Annotated in this window: 15 protein-coding genes; 6 read left to right on the top strand and 9 right to left on the bottom strand. The window is 49.9% G+C overall.

The window, feature by feature from the left end:
• Positions 1 to 14 precede the first annotated feature (14 nt).
• Positions 15 to 1,355, bottom strand: coding sequence for a maltoporin (locus EFER_RS20590; RefSeq protein WP_000989133.1), 1,341 nt, complete (start codon positions 1,353 to 1,355; stop codon positions 15 to 17).
• A 74-nt stretch (positions 1,356 to 1,429) separates the two neighbouring features.
• Positions 1,430 to 2,545: a maltose/maltodextrin ABC transporter ATP-binding protein MalK gene (malK, locus tag EFER_RS20585; RefSeq protein WP_000179181.1), complete on the bottom strand. Its 1,116-nt coding sequence runs from the start codon at positions 2,543 to 2,545 to the stop codon at positions 1,430 to 1,432.
• 377 nt (positions 2,546 to 2,922) lie between these two features.
• Here malK and malE point away from each other — a divergent pair, with 377 nt between their 5' ends.
• From malE to xylE, 4 genes are all read left to right on the top strand, one after another.
• A complete protein-coding gene (malE, locus tag EFER_RS20575; protein ID WP_000695373.1) occupies positions 2,923 to 4,113 on the top strand; it encodes a maltose/maltodextrin ABC transporter substrate-binding protein MalE in 1,191 nt (396 codons plus the stop codon).
• 153 nt (positions 4,114 to 4,266) lie between these two features.
• Positions 4,267 to 5,811, top strand: a complete 1,545-nt coding sequence (malF, locus tag EFER_RS20570; protein ID WP_015953923.1) for a maltose ABC transporter permease MalF — start codon at positions 4,267 to 4,269, stop codon at positions 5,809 to 5,811.
• A gap of 12 nt (positions 5,812 to 5,823) precedes the next feature.
• Positions 5,824 to 6,714 (top strand): maltose ABC transporter permease MalG, encoded by an 891-nt coding sequence (malG, locus tag EFER_RS20565; protein ID WP_001252083.1) that lies wholly within the window; start codon positions 5,824 to 5,826, stop codon positions 6,712 to 6,714.
• A gap of 388 nt (positions 6,715 to 7,102) precedes the next feature.
• A complete protein-coding gene (gene xylE / locus EFER_RS20560) occupies positions 7,103 to 8,578 on the top strand; it encodes a D-xylose transporter XylE (RefSeq protein ID WP_000107424.1) in 1,476 nt (491 codons plus the stop codon).
• 43 nt (positions 8,579 to 8,621) lie between these two features.
• Here the strand turns inward: xylE and psiE are convergent, their stop codons facing one another.
• The 6 genes from psiE to pgi form a co-directional block, all read right to left on the bottom strand.
• Positions 8,622 to 9,032, bottom strand: coding sequence for a phosphate-starvation-inducible protein PsiE (gene psiE / locus EFER_RS20555; protein ID WP_000202902.1), 411 nt, complete (start codon positions 9,030 to 9,032; stop codon positions 8,622 to 8,624).
• Between the two features lie 120 nt (positions 9,033 to 9,152).
• Positions 9,153 to 11,249, bottom strand: coding sequence for a YjbH domain-containing protein (locus tag EFER_RS20550; RefSeq protein ID WP_000745723.1), 2,097 nt, complete (start codon positions 11,247 to 11,249; stop codon positions 9,153 to 9,155).
• Positions 11,249 to 11,986: a capsule biosynthesis GfcC family protein gene (locus EFER_RS20545; protein WP_000595511.1), complete on the bottom strand. Its 738-nt coding sequence runs from the start codon at positions 11,984 to 11,986 to the stop codon at positions 11,249 to 11,251. The genes EFER_RS20550 and EFER_RS20545 overlap by 1 nt, the downstream gene beginning before the upstream one ends.
• Entirely contained in the window at positions 11,983 to 12,621 is a 639-nt protein-coding gene (locus EFER_RS20540; protein WP_015953922.1) for a YjbF family lipoprotein, read from the bottom strand. Before EFER_RS20540 ends, EFER_RS20545 begins: the two co-directional genes overlap by 4 nt.
• Positions 12,622 to 12,735: 114 nt before the next feature.
• Positions 12,736 to 12,978, bottom strand: a complete 243-nt coding sequence (yjbE, locus tag EFER_RS20535; protein WP_000757333.1) for an exopolysaccharide production protein YjbE — start codon at positions 12,976 to 12,978, stop codon at positions 12,736 to 12,738.
• A gap of 354 nt (positions 12,979 to 13,332) precedes the next feature.
• On the bottom strand, positions 13,333 to 14,982 hold the full coding sequence (gene pgi, locus EFER_RS20530; RefSeq protein ID WP_000790002.1) for a glucose-6-phosphate isomerase: 1,650 nt from the start codon (positions 14,980 to 14,982) through the stop codon (positions 13,333 to 13,335).
• A 292-nt stretch (positions 14,983 to 15,274) separates the two neighbouring features.
• Between pgi and lysC the strand changes: the two genes are divergently transcribed.
• Positions 15,275 to 16,624, top strand: a complete 1,350-nt coding sequence (lysC, locus tag EFER_RS20525; RefSeq protein ID WP_001112915.1) for a lysine-sensitive aspartokinase 3 — start codon at positions 15,275 to 15,277, stop codon at positions 16,622 to 16,624.
• A 144-nt stretch (positions 16,625 to 16,768) separates the two neighbouring features.
• Positions 16,769 to 17,698 carry a zeta toxin family protein gene (locus EFER_RS20520; RefSeq protein ID WP_000212698.1) on the top strand — a complete coding sequence of 310 codons (930 nt, stop codon included), beginning with the start codon at positions 16,769 to 16,771 and terminating at the stop codon, positions 17,696 to 17,698.
• Positions 17,699 to 17,869: 171 nt separating this feature from the next.
• Here EFER_RS20520 and EFER_RS20515 read toward each other — a convergent pair whose 3' ends face one another.
• Positions 17,870 to 18,214, bottom strand: a complete 345-nt coding sequence (locus EFER_RS20515; protein ID WP_000619863.1) for a Mor transcription activator family protein — start codon at positions 18,212 to 18,214, stop codon at positions 17,870 to 17,872.
• Positions 18,215 to 18,406: the final 192 nt, after the last annotated feature.

Genomic DNA, 18,406 nt, shown 5'->3' with positions numbered 1-18,406 from the left:
AGGTTAGTGCGTTATTACCACCAGATTTCCATCTGGGCACCGAAGGTCCACTCGTCGCTGTCGCCACGACCGAAGCTACCGCCTTCGAAATTCGCCGGAACGGCTTTGCCGTAGTTCGGGTTAGTTTTGGAGTTATCGTTGTAGTCATAACCCCATTTCTCATCCCACTTGGCGTAGGTGGCGAACACACGAATAGCCGGACGCGACCAGATGCTGTCGCCAGCCTGCCATTGTTGAGCAAGGGTGATTTTGTACTGGTTGTTCTTGTCGCCAGTGCGTTGGGATTCGACGTTGTCGTAGCCCACTTCCAGCAGGGTACTCATGATCGGCGTCCACTTGTACATCGGACGAATACCGACCGTCCACCATTTGGTGCCGTTGTCGTTATCCCAGTTGATATCCTGATACATACCGACATACATCATGTCCCAGTTATCACCCAGGGAGATTGCACCGTGGTCGAGGATACGCAACAAATGACCGTTGTTGTTAATGTTGTAAGCAAAGTGCTCGTTATCAAACGCGACGCCCGAGCCCTGGTTCAGACCTTTACCCTGGGAAGTCATTGCGTCAGTTGCGTACTGAACAACAAACTTGTTGAAGCCTTTTAACATGCTCTGGGTATGTTCAGCAGTGAACATCCAGCCATCTTTAGAAGCGCCATCAACCAGACGATAATCATCACGTAAGTTTGCACGACCATAATCCACACCCAGTTCTAAAGTACCGCCTGGGTTGATTTCCATTTGTGCTAAACGTACGTCGAACACATCGTTCGCGGTCTCGTTAACATAATCGTAGATATTATCGCTGGCGAAAGAGGAAGAACCGCCCGCTTCAGAAGAACGCGTAGCTGCCAGAGAAAGTTTACCGAAACCGAGATCGATGTTTTCCAGACCGGCACCAGGACCTGAAATATCCCAGTAGTAGAAGTCGATCATGTGAACGTCATGACGTTGGTAGAAGCGTTTACCTGCCCAGATGGTGGCACCCGGCAGCGCGTCGATCAGGTTTTTACCCTGAACGTTCGCTTCACGGAAGGCCGGGCTGGTAGCTTCCCAGTCGTTTTGCTGTGCTACGGAATAGGCTACGTTGGTATCGAAGTAGAAACTCTTATCGCCTTCTTTCCACACTTCCTGGCCCAGTTTCAATTCCGCATAGGTTTCACATTCGTTACCAAGACGGTATTTACTTTGTGCACCGGTGGTCTGGAAACACTGCTGTTCACCGCCACTACCCGTCCAGCCAATACCGGAACGAGCGTAACCGTGGAAATCCACGGCCATTGCCTGAACAGACATCATGCCTGCTGCGACGGCAACTGCCAGGGGGAGTTTGCGCAGAGTTGTCATCATTCTATCTCCTGAGATCATTGCTTTTCTTTTTTTACACATCGCCTTGTAGAGACGTTGTGTCTGTTGTGGAATGCTTAAACGCCCGGTTCCTGATGCAGTCGACGACATGCAGTGCCATCTTCACGGAACAGATGACAACGCTCTGGCGGCAGGCCGATAGCGAATGTGGCACCCTCTTCTACCAACACCACGTCAGTCTGGCGGTACACCAGGTTTTGACGTATTGAAGGGATCTGGATATGAATTTGCGTTTCGTTGCCCAGTTGCTCTACCACCTGCACCACGCCTTCCAGCGTGACATCAGCGATATCGCTCGGTAACAGGTGTTCAGGGCGAATACCTAATGACATGTTGGCCCCAACCTGGACATCGCGGCTGTCTACCGGCAACCAGACTTGCTGGCGATTTGGCATCGGCAGTTCAACTTGCACTTGATCGATGGCGAGCGCGGTCACTTTCACTGGCAGGAAGTTCATCTTCGGTGAACCAATAAAGCCTGCGACAAAGCGGTCCGCCGGATAGTGGTAAAGTTCCAGCGGCTTGCCGACCTGCGCCACACGACCGGCATCCAGCACCACGATTTTGTCCGCCAGCGTCATTGCCTCGACCTGGTCATGAGTGACATAAATCATGGTGCGGCCCAGACGTTTATGCAGGCGGGAGATTTCGATACGCATCTGTACGCGCAGCGCGGCATCAAGGTTGGAGAGCGGTTCATCGAGTAAAAACACACTGGGTTCCGCCACCAGCGTACGGCCTATTGCCACACGCTGACGTTGCCCACCAGAAAGCGCCTTTGGTTTACGATCCAGCAGATGTGCCAGTTGCAGCACCTCAGCGACCTGATTAACTCGCTGGTTAATCACCTCTTTTTTAGCGCCCGCCAGCTTCAGGCCAAACGACATGTTTTCCGCAACCGAGAGATGGGGGTAAAGCGCATAGGACTGGAACACCATACCGACACCGCGTTCCGCAGGCGGCACGTCGTTCATCCGCTTTTCCCCGATAAACAAGTCTCCACTGGTGATGGTTTCTAACCCGGCGATCATACGTAGTAATGTTGATTTACCGCAGCCTGATGGCCCGACAAACACCACGAACTCTCCTTCGTGGATGTCGAGATTGATATCTTTCGATACCACCACTTCGCCCCAGGCCTTCGTTACATTTCGTAGCTGTACGCTCGCCATGCCCTTCTCCCTTCGTTACAACCTGTCATCGACAGCAACATTCATGATGGGCTGACTATGCGGCATCAGATGATTAGGTAAATCCTCCACCCCCCAGCTTTTTTATGGGGGAGGAGGCGGGAGGATGAGAAAGCAGGTACTGCGACGGATGGCTGGCAACCAGGAGGAATTTCGTGACCCCCGTTGCAAAAAACATGTCTATTTTATGTGCGCCACCCCGCATTACGCTCATTTATGCAACACAGATCACATAAAGCAGCAATGGGGCGTAGGGGAAAGGAGGATGGAAAGAGGATGTCATAGAAAGAAACTAAAGACCGTTAAGCGACCTCTGCGTATCCACGAGCAATATACACAAATGGAAAAGGACGGGTTATATGAAAATTAAAACTGGCGCACGCATCCTTGCTTTGTCGGCCCTGACAACACTGATGTTTTCCGCCACGGCACTCGCCAAAATTGAAGAAGGCAAGCTGGTCATCTGGATTAACGGCGATAAAGGCTATAACGGCCTGGCTGAAGTCGGTAAGAAATTCGAGAAAGACACGGGTATCAAAGTCGTTGTCGAACATCCGGATAAACTGGAAGAGAAGTACCCGCAGGTAGCTGCTACTGGCGACGGCCCGGATATTATTTTCTGGGCGCATGACCGTTTTGGTGGCTATGCACAGTCTGGCCTGCTGGCAGAAATCTCCCCGGATAAAGCCTTCCAGGACAAACTCTATCCCTTCACCTGGGATGCCGTTCGTTACAACGGCAAACTGATCGCCTACCCGATTGCGGTTGAAGCGCTGTCTCTGATTTACAACAAAGATCTCGTTCCGAACCCACCGAAAACCTGGGAAGAAATTCCGGCACTGGATAAAGAACTGAAAGCGAAAGGTAAGAGCGCGCTGATGTTCAACCTGCAGGAACCGTACTTCACCTGGCCGCTGATTGCCGCTGACGGTGGTTACGCCTTCAAGTATGAGAACGGCAAATACGACGTGAAAGATGTCGGTGTGGACAACGCAGGGGCGAAAGCCGGTTTAACCTTCCTGGTTGATCTGATCAAAAACAAACACATGAACGCAGACACCGATTACTCCATCGCAGAAGCAGCTTTTAACAAAGGCGAAACAGCGATGACCATCAACGGCCCGTGGTCATGGAGCAACATCGATAAGAGCAAAGTGAACTACGGCGTGACGCTGCTGCCAACCTTCAAAGGTAAGCCGTCTAAACCGTTCGTTGGTGTTCTGAGTGCCGGTATTAACGCCGCCAGCCCGAACAAAGAACTGGCGAAGGAGTTCCTCGAAAACTACTTGCTGACCGATCAGGGTCTGGAAGAAGTGAATAAAGACAAACCGCTGGGCGCTGTTGCACTGAAATCTTATCAGGAGCAGTTAGCGAAAGATCCGCGTATTGCCGCCACCATGGATAACGCCCAGAAAGGCGAAATTATGCCGAATATTCCGCAGATGTCTGCCTTCTGGTATGCGGTACGTACTGCGGTAATTAACGCTGACAGCGGTCGTCAGACTGTCGATGAAGCCCTGAAAGACGCGCAGACTCGTATCACCAAGTAATGCTGTGAAATGCCGGATGCGGCGTGAACGCCTTATCCGGCCAACAAAACCGAAACGAATGTAAGCCTGATAAGACGCGTCAGCGTCGTATCAGGCGGTTGTTGTCGGATGCAGCGTAAACGCTTTATCCGTTCTGGAATGAGGAAGATCCCCATGGATGTCATTAAAAAGAAACATTGGTGGCAAAGCGACACACTGAAATGGTCAGTTATTGGTCTGCTAAGTCTGCTGGTGGGATACCTTGTTGTTTTAATGTACGCACAAGGGGAATACCTGTTCGCCATCATGACGCTGATTTTAAGCTCTGCTGGCCTGTATATTTTTGCCAATCGTAAGACTTACGCCTGGCGCTATGTTTACCCTGGTATGGCGGGTATGGGGCTATTTGTCCTGTTCCCATTGGTTTGTACCATCGCTATTGCTTTTACCAACTACAGCAGCACTAACCAGCTGACTTTTGAACGCGCGCAGGAAGTGTTGTTAGACCGTACCTGGCAGTCAGGAAAAACCTATAACTTTGGCCTTTATCCAGCGGGTGATGAGTGGCAACTGGCCCTTACTGATGGAGAAAGTGGCAAATATTATCTTTCAGATGCCTTTAAATTTGGCGGCGTGCAGAAGCTACAACTGAAAGAGAGCGATACGCTTCCTGAAGGCGAACGCGCAACACTGCGCGTTATCACGCAAAACCGCCAGGCATTAAACGATATCACCGCCATATTGCCTAATGACAACAAAGTGATAATGAGTTCGCTGCGCCAGTTTTCCGGCACGCAGCCGCTCTACACGCTGTCTGAAGATGGCACATTGACCAATAATCAGAGCGGCGTGAAATATCGCCCGAACAATGAGATTGGTTACTACCAGTCACTGACCGCTGATGGTCACTGGGGCGATGAAAAATTAAGTCCCGGTTATACCGTCACCACCGGCTGGGACAATTTCTCCCGCGTCTTTACCGATGAAGGTATTCAGAAGCCGTTCCTGGCCATCTTCGCCTGGACCGTGGTGTTCTCAGTGTTAACAGTTTTGCTGACCGTCGCGGTAGGCATGGTGTTGGCCTGCCTGGTGCAATGGGAAGCGTTAAAAGGTAAAGCGATATATCGCGTATTGCTGATATTGCCCTACGCCGTGCCGTCATTTATCTCGATTCTGATCTTCAAGGGGTTGTTTAACCAGAGCTTCGGTGAAATCAACATGATGCTCAGTTCGCTGTTTGGCATTAAACCGGCCTGGTTCAGCGATCCGAATACCGCCCGTTTGATGATTATCATCGTCAATACCTGGCTCGGTTATCCATACATGATGATCTTGTGCATGGGCTTGTTAAAAGCGATTCCTGACGACCTGTACGAAGCATCAGCAATGGACGGTGCGAGTCCGTTACAGAACTTCTTCAAGATCACATTACCGCTGTTGATCAAACCGCTGACACCGCTGATGATTGCCAGCTTCGCCTTTAACTTCAATAACTTTGTACTGATTCAGCTGTTGACTAATGGCGGACCTGATCGACTCGGCACCACCACGCCAGCCGGTTACACCGACTTGTTAGTTAGCTACACCTACCGTATCGCCTTTGAAGGTGGCGGGGGGCAGGACTTTGGGCTTGCGGCAGCGATTGCCACGCTGATCTTCCTGTTGGTTGGTGCACTGGCGATTGTGAATTTGAAAGCCACGCGGATGAAGTTTGATTAAGGAACAATAGATATGGCAATGGTCCAACCTAAATCGCAAAAACTGCGTTTATTCATCACCCACGTAGGGTTACTGGTTTTCATCGCAGCAATTATGTTCCCGTTGCTGATGGTTATCACCATCTCCCTGCGCGAAGGTAACTTCGCCACGGGTAGCCTGATCCCGGAACATATCTCCTGGGAGCACTGGAAACTGGCATTAGGTTTCAGCGTAGAGCACGCCGACGGTCGCGTCACACCACCACCTTTCCCGGTACTGTTGTGGCTGTGGAACTCGGTAAAAATTGCTGGCATCACCGCGCTGGGTATTGTGGCGCTTTCCACCACTTGCGCCTACGCCTTCGCCCGAATGCGTTTTCCGGGGAAAGCAACACTGCTGAAAGGAATGTTGATTTTCCAGATGTTCCCGGCAGTGCTTTCGCTGGTGGCATTGTATGCATTGTTTGATCGCCTCGGCCAGTACATCCCGTTTATTGGTCTGAACACTCATGGCGGTGTGATTTTCGCCTACCTCGGTGGTATTGCCCTGCATGTCTGGACAATTAAAGGCTATTTCGAAACCATCGATGGGTCACTGGAAGAAGCTGCGGCGCTGGATGGCGCAACACCATGGCAAGCCTTCCGTCTGGTACTACTGCCATTGTCAGTACCGATTCTGGCAGTCGTGTTTATTCTGTCGTTTATCGCCGCAATCACCGAAGTTCCTGTCGCATCACTGTTGTTGCGTGATGTAAACAGCTACACGCTGGCTGTTGGTATGCAGCAGTATCTCAACCCACAAAACTATCTGTGGGGCGACTTTGCTGCAGCGGCGGTGCTGTCAGCCATTCCTATCACTCTGGTTTTCCTGCTGGCCCAACGCTGGCTGGTCAACGGCCTGACGGCGGGTGGTGTGAAAGGTTAATTGTTGTCGATATTTAGCTGTAACCCAGCCCGGAAACGGGCTATGCCACTGCACCCTCAAGTCTGTTATTCCATCTTGTGACTGTTATTCGGCGCTCCACGGAGCGCCATTTTTTCGTCCAATCACAAGTTTTATTATTCAACGATTAATATTTTCCAATATACAAAATTTATTACGTTATATGTTTTTATACTTACGATAATTCTTATTCGTGCTCTGAGTCACGGCAACACTCTTTTTTTCATCAATTGCAACAAATTTTCCGAATTAAGATCACAGAAAATACATAACGTAAAAGCGTTGTAAAAAATGATAATTGTCATAACTGCCAGACAATTCCAACATCAATGTACTGATAAAATAATGGAATAGCCTAAGGCAGGTCTGAATGAGTACCCAGTATAATTCCAGTTATATATTTTCGATTACCTTAGTCGCTACATTAGGTGGTTTATTATTTGGCTACGACACCGCCGTTATTTCCGGTACTGTTGAGTCACTCAATACCGTCTTTGTTGCTCCACAAAACTTAAGTGAATCCGCTGCCAATTCCCTGTTAGGGTTTTGCGTAGCCAGCGCTCTGATTGGTTGCATCATCGGCGGTGCCCTCGGTGGTTATTGCAGTAACCGCTTCGGTCGTCGTGATTCACTTAAGATTGCTGCTGTCCTGTTTTTTATTTCTGGTGTAGGTTCTGCCTGGCCAGAACTTGGTTTTACCTCAATAAACCCGGACAACACAGTGCCTGTTTATCTGGCAGGTTATGTCCCGGAATTTGTTATTTATCGCATTATTGGCGGTATTGGTGTTGGTTTAGCCTCAATGCTCTCGCCAATGTATATTGCGGAACTGGCTCCAGCTCATATTCGCGGGAAACTGGTCTCTTTTAACCAGTTTGCCATTATTTTCGGGCAACTTTTAGTTTACTGCGTGAACTATTTTATTGCCCGTTCCGGCGATGCCACCTGGCTGAATACTGACGGCTGGCGTTATATGTTCGCCTCGGAATGTATCCCTGCACTGCTGTTCTTAATGCTGCTGTATACCGTTCCAGAAAGTCCTCGCTGGCTGATGTCGCGCGGCAAACAGGAACAGGCGGAAGGTATCCTGCGCAAAATTATGGGCAACACCCTTGCAACTCAGGCAGTACAGGAAATTAAACACTCCCTGGATCATGGCCGCAAAACCGGTGGTCGTCTGCTGATGTTTGGCGTGGGCGTGATTGTAATCGGCGTTATGCTCTCCATCTTCCAGCAATTTGTTGGCATCAATGTGGTGTTGTACTACGCGCCGGAAGTGTTCAAAACGCTGGGGGCCAGCACCGATATCGCGCTGTTGCAGACCATTATTGTCGGAGTTATCAACCTCACCTTCACCGTTCTGGCAATTATGACGGTGGATAAATTTGGTCGTAAGCCACTGCAAATTATCGGCGCGCTCGGAATGGCAATCGGTATGTTTAGCCTCGGTACTGCGTTTTACACTCAGGCACCGGGTATTGTGGCGCTGCTATCGATGCTGTTCTATGTTGCCGCCTTTGCCATGTCCTGGGGTCCGGTATGCTGGGTACTGCTGTCGGAAATCTTCCCGAATGCCATTCGTGGTAAAGCACTGGCAATCGCGGTGGCGGCCCAGTGGCTGGCGAACTACTTCGTCTCCTGGACCTTCCCGATGATGGACAAAAACTCCTGGCTGGTGGCCCATTTCCACAACGGTTTCTCCTACTGGATTTACGGTTGTATGGGCGTTCTGGCGGCACTGTTTATGTGGAAATTTGTCCCGGAAACTAAAGGTAAAACCCTTGAGGAGCTGGAAGCGCTCTGGGAACCGGAAACGAAGAAAACACAACAAACTGCTACGCTGTAATCTTCCTGTCCAGCACGCCGCGCCAGTTCGGCGTGCTGTCTTTTTACTCCCGCTTCAGCCGTTTCGAATTACACAGCCATAAGGTGATCACCAGTAGCAGGATCGCTGCCGAGTAGATCAACACATCCAGCGGTGATTTATGATCGACGATGATCAAGCGCACAATGGCGGTGATCCCGATATAGACAAAGTAACGTAAGGGAAAGTGAAAACCGGACTGAAAGTACTTCACAATCAGCGCGATAAATTCGAAATAGAGAAAGTAAACCACCAGCCCTTCCACCAGCTCATATTTGCTGGTTTGTTCTGGCGCGAACAGCACATCAGCCAGATGCACCGTTTCTTTGCCGAGGAAGACAACCAAAATCAGGCCGAGACACAACAGGCCAAGATTGAGAACGGTCTGCAAAATGGTGGAGATAAACTCCACGCGCGGACGAGAGAGTGACGTCATAGCAGTACCTCCTTCACAATGGCGAGCTTCCTGTATAACGCAAAAATGTGACGGAGATCTATATTTTTTGTGTATGTTTTGTTCAACGCCGAATACGATTCCTGTATTCGGCGCTGCTTGTTAGCGGAAATTGACGCTTCGGTCGCTGGTCATGTCATACAACTGGAACTTACGCCCAAGTTGCTGACCACCGTCGCGCGTCAGCGGCGTCCAGCCAATTGCCGCCCGGCTACGAGTCGGGCCAGACGAGAAGAGATCCAACGGTACAGAGATATACACGCCTTTGGTGAAGTCCCCTTCGCCGTACTCCTCTTTCGAAACATTCGTGATCGTGGCATACCCACCCACTACCACGCCGCTGTCAAAGCGTTTGGCGATTTCCAGCGTGCCGCCTTTATCCCCTGCCAGATATTGCCCGACGCTGGCTTTCACTAATACATCCTGAGCGAAAGATGGCGTCCAGTATGCGGTCAAATGACCAGTTTTCACGCTGTAATCGGTGAATTTCATCATATCTTTCGCGCTACGCCAGTCGCGCTGTTTAACGTAGTTAGCATCCAGACCAAACGCCCAGTTGCTATCCAGCGGGCGATACAACACCTCTGCCCCCACGCCGCCAAACATGGTTTCGAGATAACCACCGTAGACCTGACCGTAGAAGCCGTTGCCCAGATGCTGGAAGTAGTTGGCTTGCAGGTTATTCACATAGACATCATTCTGCACATACTCACGCACATGGGTACGAACGCGCGGTAAGTGCGAGTCCTGCGGTGGATTGGTGTAATTAAACTTGTCGTAATTGTTCGCCAGGTTAGCAAACAGACTACCGGTGGTCAGCAGATGGTCCGTCAGCCACAAATCCGCCGTTCCTATCACGCCCAGCTGGTACATGTAAAAGTTTTCCGGGCCACCGACCGACTGGTTCAGCACCGGATCGATATGGAAATCAAAGCGTGATTTGTCTATATACCAGCCCTGCTCGGTGGACGCAGGAACTACCGGCTCGACGCGTTTTTGCGCCAGCGTCGTTTCGTGGCCCAACGGCTCTCCGGCAAGATGATTTTTCAGGCTGGCTACATCGGTTTCCGTCGTCACCTGCGGCATGTTAAGGCGATTTTCTGTAACGCGGATCGTCTTGATCCCCTCCGGCAGATCGTTCATCACGATCCGATTAGCACGGATGATCCCTTCACGCGAATCACGATATTTCACCTGCTCACCGGTGACGTACAGCGTATCGCCTTTCGTCTGGATCTGCGGATCGGCCAGTCCGGCGTTGTATTTCAACAGCGTTAACTGATTCGCCACCACCGAATGCTGCAAAATGGCATCCTGCGGCTGCGGTTGATATTGCGGACGGGCGTTATCATTGTAGGACGGGCGTAGATCGTTAAAGTTGGTACGCAGCGTGACGCCAAACATAAAGGTGTTACCGCGTTCATAGCTAAGGTTAACGTCGGCCCAATCGGTAACGCGATAAATCGCCCCGACGTTAAACTTACTTTTTTGCTCCAGCTTCCCGGCAAAATCCTGCTGATAATTATTGCCTTCATACTCCAGTTTCAGACGCAGCGGCTGCCAGGGCGTCTGGTATTCCACGCCGCCAAACAGTGAGGCCGGACCGTGGAACATCTGGCTGCCGTCGATAGATCCCGCTTGTTTGTAGCTGTTATCGCGATAGCAATATTTGTCACTGGCTGAACAGAGCGGATTTTTCACGTTACCGCTGGTGCCCAGATATCCCCAGCCCAGGCCGAGCGTAAAATCGAATGGCCCCCAGGCTTTGCTGGCGACAAGATATTCCGCATCGAACAGCCCCGTACCGCCGATATCCCGCGCACCAACCGCTATCTGCGGCAGCCAGTAACTCTCTTCCCATAAACGCAGTTTGAGATCGAAGGCTTTATCTTTATACGTTTGATCACCAGAGAACGCTTCGACGCTGCTGTACTGCCGAGTGCGCACGTCGGTATAACGCAGCGTTGTTTCCAGCCACGGGAAGAGTTGCACTGAAGCTGAGTAATAACGGTACTGATCGTTATCGCGATAGTTCAGACTCAACTCCCCTTCCCGCGCCATGCGCGCGGTAGGTGTTTGTAATAATCCTACACCACCGAAATCCGATTGCGACGGACCAATGGGCGCAGGATATGTTTCGCCATAGCAAGCCGTGCTAATGCCCAGCGCCAGTAAACTAAGCAGATGTCTTTTTTTCATTATTGCGGTATCCGCTGCGTCAGAGTCTGAAGAATGTCAGCGTTAAGGGCATCAGGCGTCTCACTCCAGACGGAGTCCGCGAGGCCAACATAAATAATGCTGCCGGGCATCGGCTCTACGTGACGCTTGTTCCAGTAAGCCACCGGCGCTTTTTGCGTGCGTCCATCCGGGTAAACCACCCACGCGTAGCTGCGATCCGCACCACTAAGCAGACTTTGCCCGGAGAGATAGCTCGCCACGTCGCGACCGGGAGTGAATGGCTGCTTGCCAGGACGGCTGATAAGCCCAAACAACGTGACCGTGGACGGCGGTGGTCCGACCCACAGCGTGTAGTTGCCCTGCAACGGCGGGTTACCGCGTTCGGCAACGCGCACGATATCAGGATCAAGATTGATTTTTTGTCTGCCCGTCACCTTCAACGCCTGAATTTGCTGGCGTAAGGCGTTAATGGCGGCAGCATCGTCAGCACTGGAGTCTGCCGCCAGTTCTGCCAGCCTTGTCAGCAACGCCTGCTGCTGCCGTAATGCCGCCGCCGTTGCCAGCTCTTCGCTAATCACCGCTCCGGGCCACCAACTGTTTGCGAGCCGCGGTTGGCCTACCAGATCGATTAAATGCTCTGCGCCCGTTAGCGTTTTGGCCTCATTGCTGCCATTGCTGAACACTTTGACGGTTCCTGCCGCAAAGACCGATGACGCTCCCACGCTCATAATCAACGCAGCAATAGTTTGTTTAATCATTGTTTTGCCGCCTTGATGAGAGTGGTTTTCACCGGGAAATAATCCGCGCCGAGATACTGTTCCGACTGGCGAATTTGCCCTTCGCTGTCGATCCAATAGCGGTTATGCCAGCGCGCCTGGTCGGTGGAGACTTCTTCGTCCAGCACGCGAACCGGGGTTTCATCGCTGCCGACTTTGACGGTATCGGTGCCATTCCATTTGAAGACTGAGCGCGCGGTGGCGTAGCGTACCTGCTGGTACTCGGTCCAGCCCATCGTGCGCGTCCATGTTGCGCCATCAACAATTTGTGCGGGTTTAATCAGCGGGTCGGCGGCAAGGTTATTCACTTCAATCAGGTTGTCGCCGCCAAGCAAAGTCTTCACCAGACGACCATGTTGTGTGACGAGAGTGGCCTGATCCTGAGTGACCCATTTTTGTTGTCCGTCTTCAGCGAAGGCCAGCACCACAAACAACTGCGGCCCGCCATTAAGCTGCATGTACTGGCTGGCGTAGGGCATATTTTGAATATCATCGTCCGTCAGCTGTACGCCTGGCGTACCGAACAGACTGTCCCACAGTGAATTGCCCAGCTCTTGAGTCGTGGCTGAACAGGCCTGTAATAGCAGGCAGATAAGAATGAGTGCAGGTCGCTTCACGACTCTTCTCCAGAGGGGCAGAATAACCACACCGGAGTGTGGTTATGGTTAATCCCCGTCATACTTCAAGCCACAGATGCGATGACTCAAATTATTTTGGGGATACATACTTTATTACTGGGTACTGGTGGTCGTGGTTGTTGTGGTCCCGGTATTAGAACCATCACCGCCACCGGTTGCCGCGAGCGCGACACCTACCGCCGAGCTTACGGTGCTGACGCTGGTCGCGGAGGAACTACCCGCCGAAACCGACGTTGCTGCCGACCCTGCCGCTTCGCCCACCTGTACAGGTGCAGCCCACGCAGAAGTCGCCGCAAGCGCAGATATGGCAAAAATGCCATACAGAACTTTTTTCATAACAATTTCCCTTCATTGAATGAATGGAGATTTACCCAAAAACATTTCGGGCGGGATCGAGTATACACAACTAAAGCATGCGAATTACGGTGCGGGTAATTAGTGATGGGGTTTTAAGATAATTGGAATGATTATCAAATATAAGTTTCACCTTATATATAAATAACATTGAAAATCATAAACTTAAAATAAAACAAAAAGGAATGAACCTGCGTATTTTCCGAAATCAACCGCAATTAAAAATCTATTTTAGGATTAACCTCACGGTATGATTTCTGTTAAATCACAGACAAGGGGATTTATCTGATAAAACAATGCCGACTTATAGTCGGCATTGTTATTAAGGTTATTTAATTAACCGCGCCACGCTTTATAGCGGTTAATCAGACCATTGGTTGAGCTATCGTGGCTGCTGATTTCTTTGTCATCTTTCAGCTCTGGCAGAATACGGTTCGCCAGCTGTTTACCCAGCTCCACGCCCCACTGGTCGAAGGTGAAGATGTTCAGGATCACGCCCTGAGTAAAGATTTTGTGCTCATACAGCGCAATCAACGCACCCAGGCTGAACGGAGTGATTTCGCGCAGCAGGATAGAGTTGGTCGGGCGGTTACCTTCGAACACTTTGAACGGCACCACATAGTCCAGGGTTGCCGGATCTTTACCCTGATCGCGATATTCCTGCTCAACCACTTCGCGGGATTTACCAAACGCCAGCGCTTCGGTCTGAGCGAAGAAGTTAGACAGCAGTTTCTGGTGATGATCAGAGAGCGGGTTATGGGTGATAGCCGGGGCGATGAAATCGCACGGCACCATCTTCGTACCCTGGTGGATCAGCTGGTAGAACGCGTGCTGACCGTTCGTGCCAGGTTCACCCCAGATAATCGGGCCAGTCTGGTAATCCACAACGTTACCGTTACGGTCAACATACTTACCGTTGGACTCCATATTGCCCTGCTGGAAGTACGCCGCAAAACGGTGCATATACTGGTCATACGGCAGAATCGCTTCAGTTTCCGCGCCAAAGAAATTGTTGTACCAGATGCCAATCAGCGCCAGCAGTACAGGCAGGTTTTTCTCTGCAGGCGTGGTGGAGAAATGCTTGTCCATCGCGTGTGCACCAGAAAGCAGTTCAACGAAGTTATCAAAGCCGATGGAGAGAACAATCGACAGGCCAATCGCTGACCACAAAGAGTAACGGCCGCCGACCCAGTCCCAGAACTCGAACATGTTGGCGGTATCAATACCAAACTCGCCAACGGCTGTGGCATTGGTGGAGAGCGCCGCAAAGTGTTTCGCAACGTGTTTTTCATCACCTGCCGCTTTCAGGAACCAGTCACGCGCGCTATGGGCGTTGGTCATGGTTTCCTGAGTGGTGAAGGTTTTAGATGCTACCAGGAACAGCGTGGTTTCCGGGTTCACTTTTTTCAGCACTTCCGCGATGTGAGTCCCATCGACGTTAGAAACAAAGTGCATGTTCAGGTGATTTTTGTACGGACGCAGTGCTTCAGTCACCATGTATGGGCCGAGGTCAGAACCGCCGATCCCGATGTTCACTACGTCAGTGATTGCTTTGCCGGTATAGCCTTTCCACTCACCAGAAATAATCGCTTCCGAGAAGGTTTTCATCTTCTCCAGCACCGCGTTGACTTCCGGCATAACATCTTTGCCATCAACCAGAATCGGGGTATTGCTACGGTTACGCAGCGCTACGTGCAGAACAGCGCGGTTTTCGGTGCGGTTGATCTTCTCGCCAGAGAACATCGACTTAATCGCACTCGCCAGATCGCACTCTTTCGCCAGATCTTGTAATTTCGCCAGCGTCTCTTCAGTGATGCGGTTTTTGGAGTAATCCACCAGCATCTGATCGTCGAAGGTTGCGGAGAACTTAGAAAAACGATCGCCGTCTTTAGCAAAAAGATCGGCGATCGTAACGTCTTTCATTTCATCGAAGTGTTTCTGTAGTGCCTGCCAGGCCGCGGTCTGCGTTGGATTGATATTTTTCATTAGCAATACTCTTCTGATTTGAGAATTGTGACTGTGGACGATTGTAGCGCCAGTCACAGAAAAATGTGATGGTTTTAGTGCCGTTAGCTCGGCGAACTGCGAAAGAGGATAAAAAGTATAGCTGTTATAAGCACAGTTTCTGAGCATCCCCGCTGCATGAAAAATCCGCATAATCCCAGCGTTGACAGCCTCCCCCGCACCTTTTATTTATAAATACGGTTTGCGCCTGCACCGGTTTCAGTTCTGCCTTTGTGCCATGGTCGCTTCTTTCACTCCCTGACACGAGGTAGTTATGCCCGATATTGTTGTCTCTAAATTTGGTGGTACCAGCGTTGCTGATTTTGACGCCATGAATCGCAGTGCTGACATTGTGCTTTCTGATACCAATGTACGTTTAGTCGTCCTCTCAGCTTCCGCCGGGATCACTAATCTGTTGGTGGCACTGGCTGAAGGTCTGGAACCTACTGAACGTTTCGAAAAACTCGATGCTATTCGCAATATTCAGTTCTCAATTGTAGAACGTCTGCGCTACCCTAATGTCATCCGTGATGAGATTGAACGGCTGATGGAGAATATTACGGTGCTGGCGGAAGCAGCTGCGCTGGCAACTTCTCCGGCATTAACAGATGAACTGGTCAGCCACGGCGAACTGATGTCTACCCTGCTGTTTGTGGAGATTCTGCGTGAACGCAATGTTCAGGCTCAGTGGTTCGATGTGCGTAAAGTGATGCGTACTAATGATCGTTTTGGCCGCGCAGAACCAGATATTGCTGCGCTGGCGGAACTGTCTGCGCTGCAATTGACCCCACGTCTCAGTGAAGGATTAGTCATCACCCAGGGCTTTATTGGTAGTGAAAGTAAAGGGCGCACTACAACACTTGGTCGCGGCGGTAGTGACTACACCGCAGCACTGTTGGCAGAAGCATTACACGCTGCTCGTGTCGATATCTGGACAGATGTTCCGGGAATTTATACTACTGATCCGCGCGTTGTGCCTGATGCTAAACGAATTGATGAAATCGCCTTTGAAGAAGCGGCTGAGATGGCAACCTTTGGTGCCAAAGTACTTCATCCGGCAACGTTACTGCCTGCAGTGCGCAGCGATATCCCGGTGTTTGTCGGTTCCAGCAAAGATCCTCGTGCTGGTGGCACTCTGGTGTGTAATAAAACCGAAGACCCGCCATTGTTCCGTGCGCTGGCGCTTCGTCGCAATCAGACTCTGCTCACTTTGCACAGCCTGAATATGCTGCATTCTCGCGGGTTTCTTGCAGAAGTTTTTGGCATTCTCGCACGGCATAATATTTCGGTTGATTTGATCACGACCTCTGAAGTTAGTATCGCATTGACTCTCGACACTACGGGTTCGACGTCAACGGGAGATACCCTGTTAACACAATCCCTGTTGATGGAGCTGTCTGCACTGTGCCGGGTAGAAGTGGAAGAAGGTCTGGCGCTGGTGGCATTGATTGGTAATGACCTGTCAAAAGCCTGCGGCGTTGGCAAAGAGGTCTTTGGCGTGCTGGAACCGTTTAATATTCGCATGATTTGCTATGGTGCTTCCAGCCATAACCTGTGCTTCCTGGTGCCAGGCGAAGATGCCGAGAAAGTTGTGCAGAAGCTGCATTTTAATTTGTTTGAGTAATATTTTCCTACTGGCGTATAACGCTCACCAATTGTTATACGCCATCCTCACTGAAAACATAGATCAAATAATATCTGAAAAATAAAATCACTCCTGTAGAACAGTATTATAATCACCGAAAAATATCATTTAACAGGAGTGTTAATGGCTACATTAATGGAAAAAGATGCTCTTTTAAACGGAGCCAGTCAGTGCATCGCGTTTTTATCAAATATCGTTGATAATCGCTCCATTTCGTCATGTCAGGATTCAGTCGATGATCTCACACGATTAGTCGGCTATCGCGATTATCTTTATTCCACTCCAGCTGAATTTGTTGATTTTACACAGGGAAAGAGTCACCTTCAGCAGGTAAGAACTCAATATCAGCGTGAATTCAATAATACTGCACATTCAGAAAATAAAGTATCTTTTGATTCTATTTGGCAGCGTCTGACAAATCATGAAGTCACACCGCAACAGCATCCCATTGGTTTTGTTTTAGGTGGGCAACCCGGAGCGGGTAAATCATCGCTGATTGAATTAGCAAAAAGGGAAACAAAGAATAATATAATGATTATTAACGGTGATGATTTCCGGTTTCTACACCCTGATTTTAATTATATCTACCAAACTTATGGGGATGATTTTGTTACCCATACGGCGAAATTTTCCGGCGAAACGGTCGAACGAGCAATTGAGAGAGCGATAGTCGGTAAACTCAACATTGTTGTCGAAGGAACATTTCGTAATGCCGCTACGCCGCTACAAACATTAAAAAAACTCAAAGATGCAGGCTACCAAACAAACGTCATGATAAAAACCACCTCAGCGACGGTAAGCTGGGAAAGCACCAATGAACGGTATAATAAGGACAAAGAGGCGGGAAATATCGCCCGAAAAGTGGATAAAAATCACCATGATATCGTCACCGATTTGCTGACAGAGAATGCCAGTAAGGTGTTTGCTTCGAATCTGGCAGATAAGTTTGCGGTGTATGCGCGTGAGAAGATGATATTTAGTTCACAAGCGGCATCGAATGACAATATTGCGACGCTTATCCAGAATGAAATCAGCGGGAATTCACAAGAATAATAAGGGCTGATGGCGTGAAATAACGCCGGGAATTACACCCGGCGTATTATCTAAACCCAATATCACGGCGGCGTAAATCGTCTTGCTGGTGTAAGCGCTATCTTATAGCGCTTACACCATGACAAGCCACTTCTGATATTAGCCTTTAAATGACTCATTTATGCTGACGATTTACATCCGACGTTGCTGCTGTTTTTCTGCGTGCACCCGCTTCACAATCTTATAAATCCATTGCAGCGTCAGATTATATTTCTTCGCTAATTCGGCGTAGTTGCGCCCATCGCACTCGCTATAGATTTGGTAGTCACGCTCCGATGCTCGTCCGGAGATCCCCTTAGGGAAATAAATGCTTTGTCCGCCCCAGTTACGCATCATTCGGTCGGCAATGGCAAAGCCCACATTTTCTGCCGATGAACTGTCGAGATTGATGCTTTCAATCAGAACTTGCGATGCATGAAAAGCCAGGTCGTTAATGATCTCCGGTGTCCGGGCCATCTCTTTTGATTTTCGTATCATTTTTCATCTCCATATATCTTGCATCCTGAATAAGACCCGATGCGTGTAAAACCACGGATATACGCTAAGCAGTTGTCATTACTGCTACTCAATACATTCAACAAACAAATAAACAATTAACAAAAATATAAATTTTTAATATTAATGAACGCCATAAATTCATGAAATAGATATATTGTTTGCGTTATGTTT

The sequence above is a fragment of the Escherichia fergusonii ATCC 35469 genome (assembly GCF_000026225.1).
Taxonomy (GTDB): Bacteria; Pseudomonadota; Gammaproteobacteria; order Enterobacterales; family Enterobacteriaceae; genus Escherichia; species Escherichia fergusonii.
Note: the sequence above shows the minus strand (reverse complement) of the source record. Positions and strands in the feature narration are given on the sequence as shown.

What these genes read in the sequence shown, in the direction of transcription:
- lysC (WP_001112915.1), top strand. Translation starts at nt 15,275, where the DNA reads ATGCCCGATATTGTTGTCTCTAAATTTGGTGGTACCAGCGTTGCTGAT.
- EFER_RS20515 (WP_000619863.1), bottom strand. Translation starts at nt 18,214, where the DNA reads ATGATACGAAAATCAAAAGAGATGGCCCGGACACCGGAGATCATTAAC.
- EFER_RS20590 (WP_000989133.1), bottom strand. Translation starts at nt 1,355, where the DNA reads ATGATGACAACTCTGCGCAAACTCCCCCTGGCAGTTGCCGTCGCAGCA.
- psiE (WP_000202902.1), bottom strand. Translation starts at nt 9,032, where the DNA reads ATGACGTCACTCTCTCGTCCGCGCGTGGAGTTTATCTCCACCATTTTG.
- EFER_RS20550 (WP_000745723.1), bottom strand. Translation starts at nt 11,249, where the DNA reads ATGAAAAAAAGACATCTGCTTAGTTTACTGGCGCTGGGCATTAGCACG.
- xylE (WP_000107424.1), top strand. Translation starts at nt 7,103, where the DNA reads ATGAGTACCCAGTATAATTCCAGTTATATATTTTCGATTACCTTAGTC.
- malK (WP_000179181.1), bottom strand. Translation starts at nt 2,545, where the DNA reads ATGGCGAGCGTACAGCTACGAAATGTAACGAAGGCCTGGGGCGAAGTG.
- pgi (WP_000790002.1), bottom strand. Translation starts at nt 14,982, where the DNA reads ATGAAAAATATCAATCCAACGCAGACCGCGGCCTGGCAGGCACTACAG.
- EFER_RS20545 (WP_000595511.1), bottom strand. Translation starts at nt 11,986, where the DNA reads ATGATTAAACAAACTATTGCTGCGTTGATTATGAGCGTGGGAGCGTCA.
- malF (WP_015953923.1), top strand. Translation starts at nt 4,267, where the DNA reads ATGGATGTCATTAAAAAGAAACATTGGTGGCAAAGCGACACACTGAAA.
- yjbE (WP_000757333.1), bottom strand. Translation starts at nt 12,978, where the DNA reads ATGAAAAAAGTTCTGTATGGCATTTTTGCCATATCTGCGCTTGCGGCG.
- EFER_RS20520 (WP_000212698.1), top strand. Translation starts at nt 16,769, where the DNA reads ATGGCTACATTAATGGAAAAAGATGCTCTTTTAAACGGAGCCAGTCAG.
- malG (WP_001252083.1), top strand. Translation starts at nt 5,824, where the DNA reads ATGGCAATGGTCCAACCTAAATCGCAAAAACTGCGTTTATTCATCACC.
- malE (WP_000695373.1), top strand. Translation starts at nt 2,923, where the DNA reads ATGAAAATTAAAACTGGCGCACGCATCCTTGCTTTGTCGGCCCTGACA.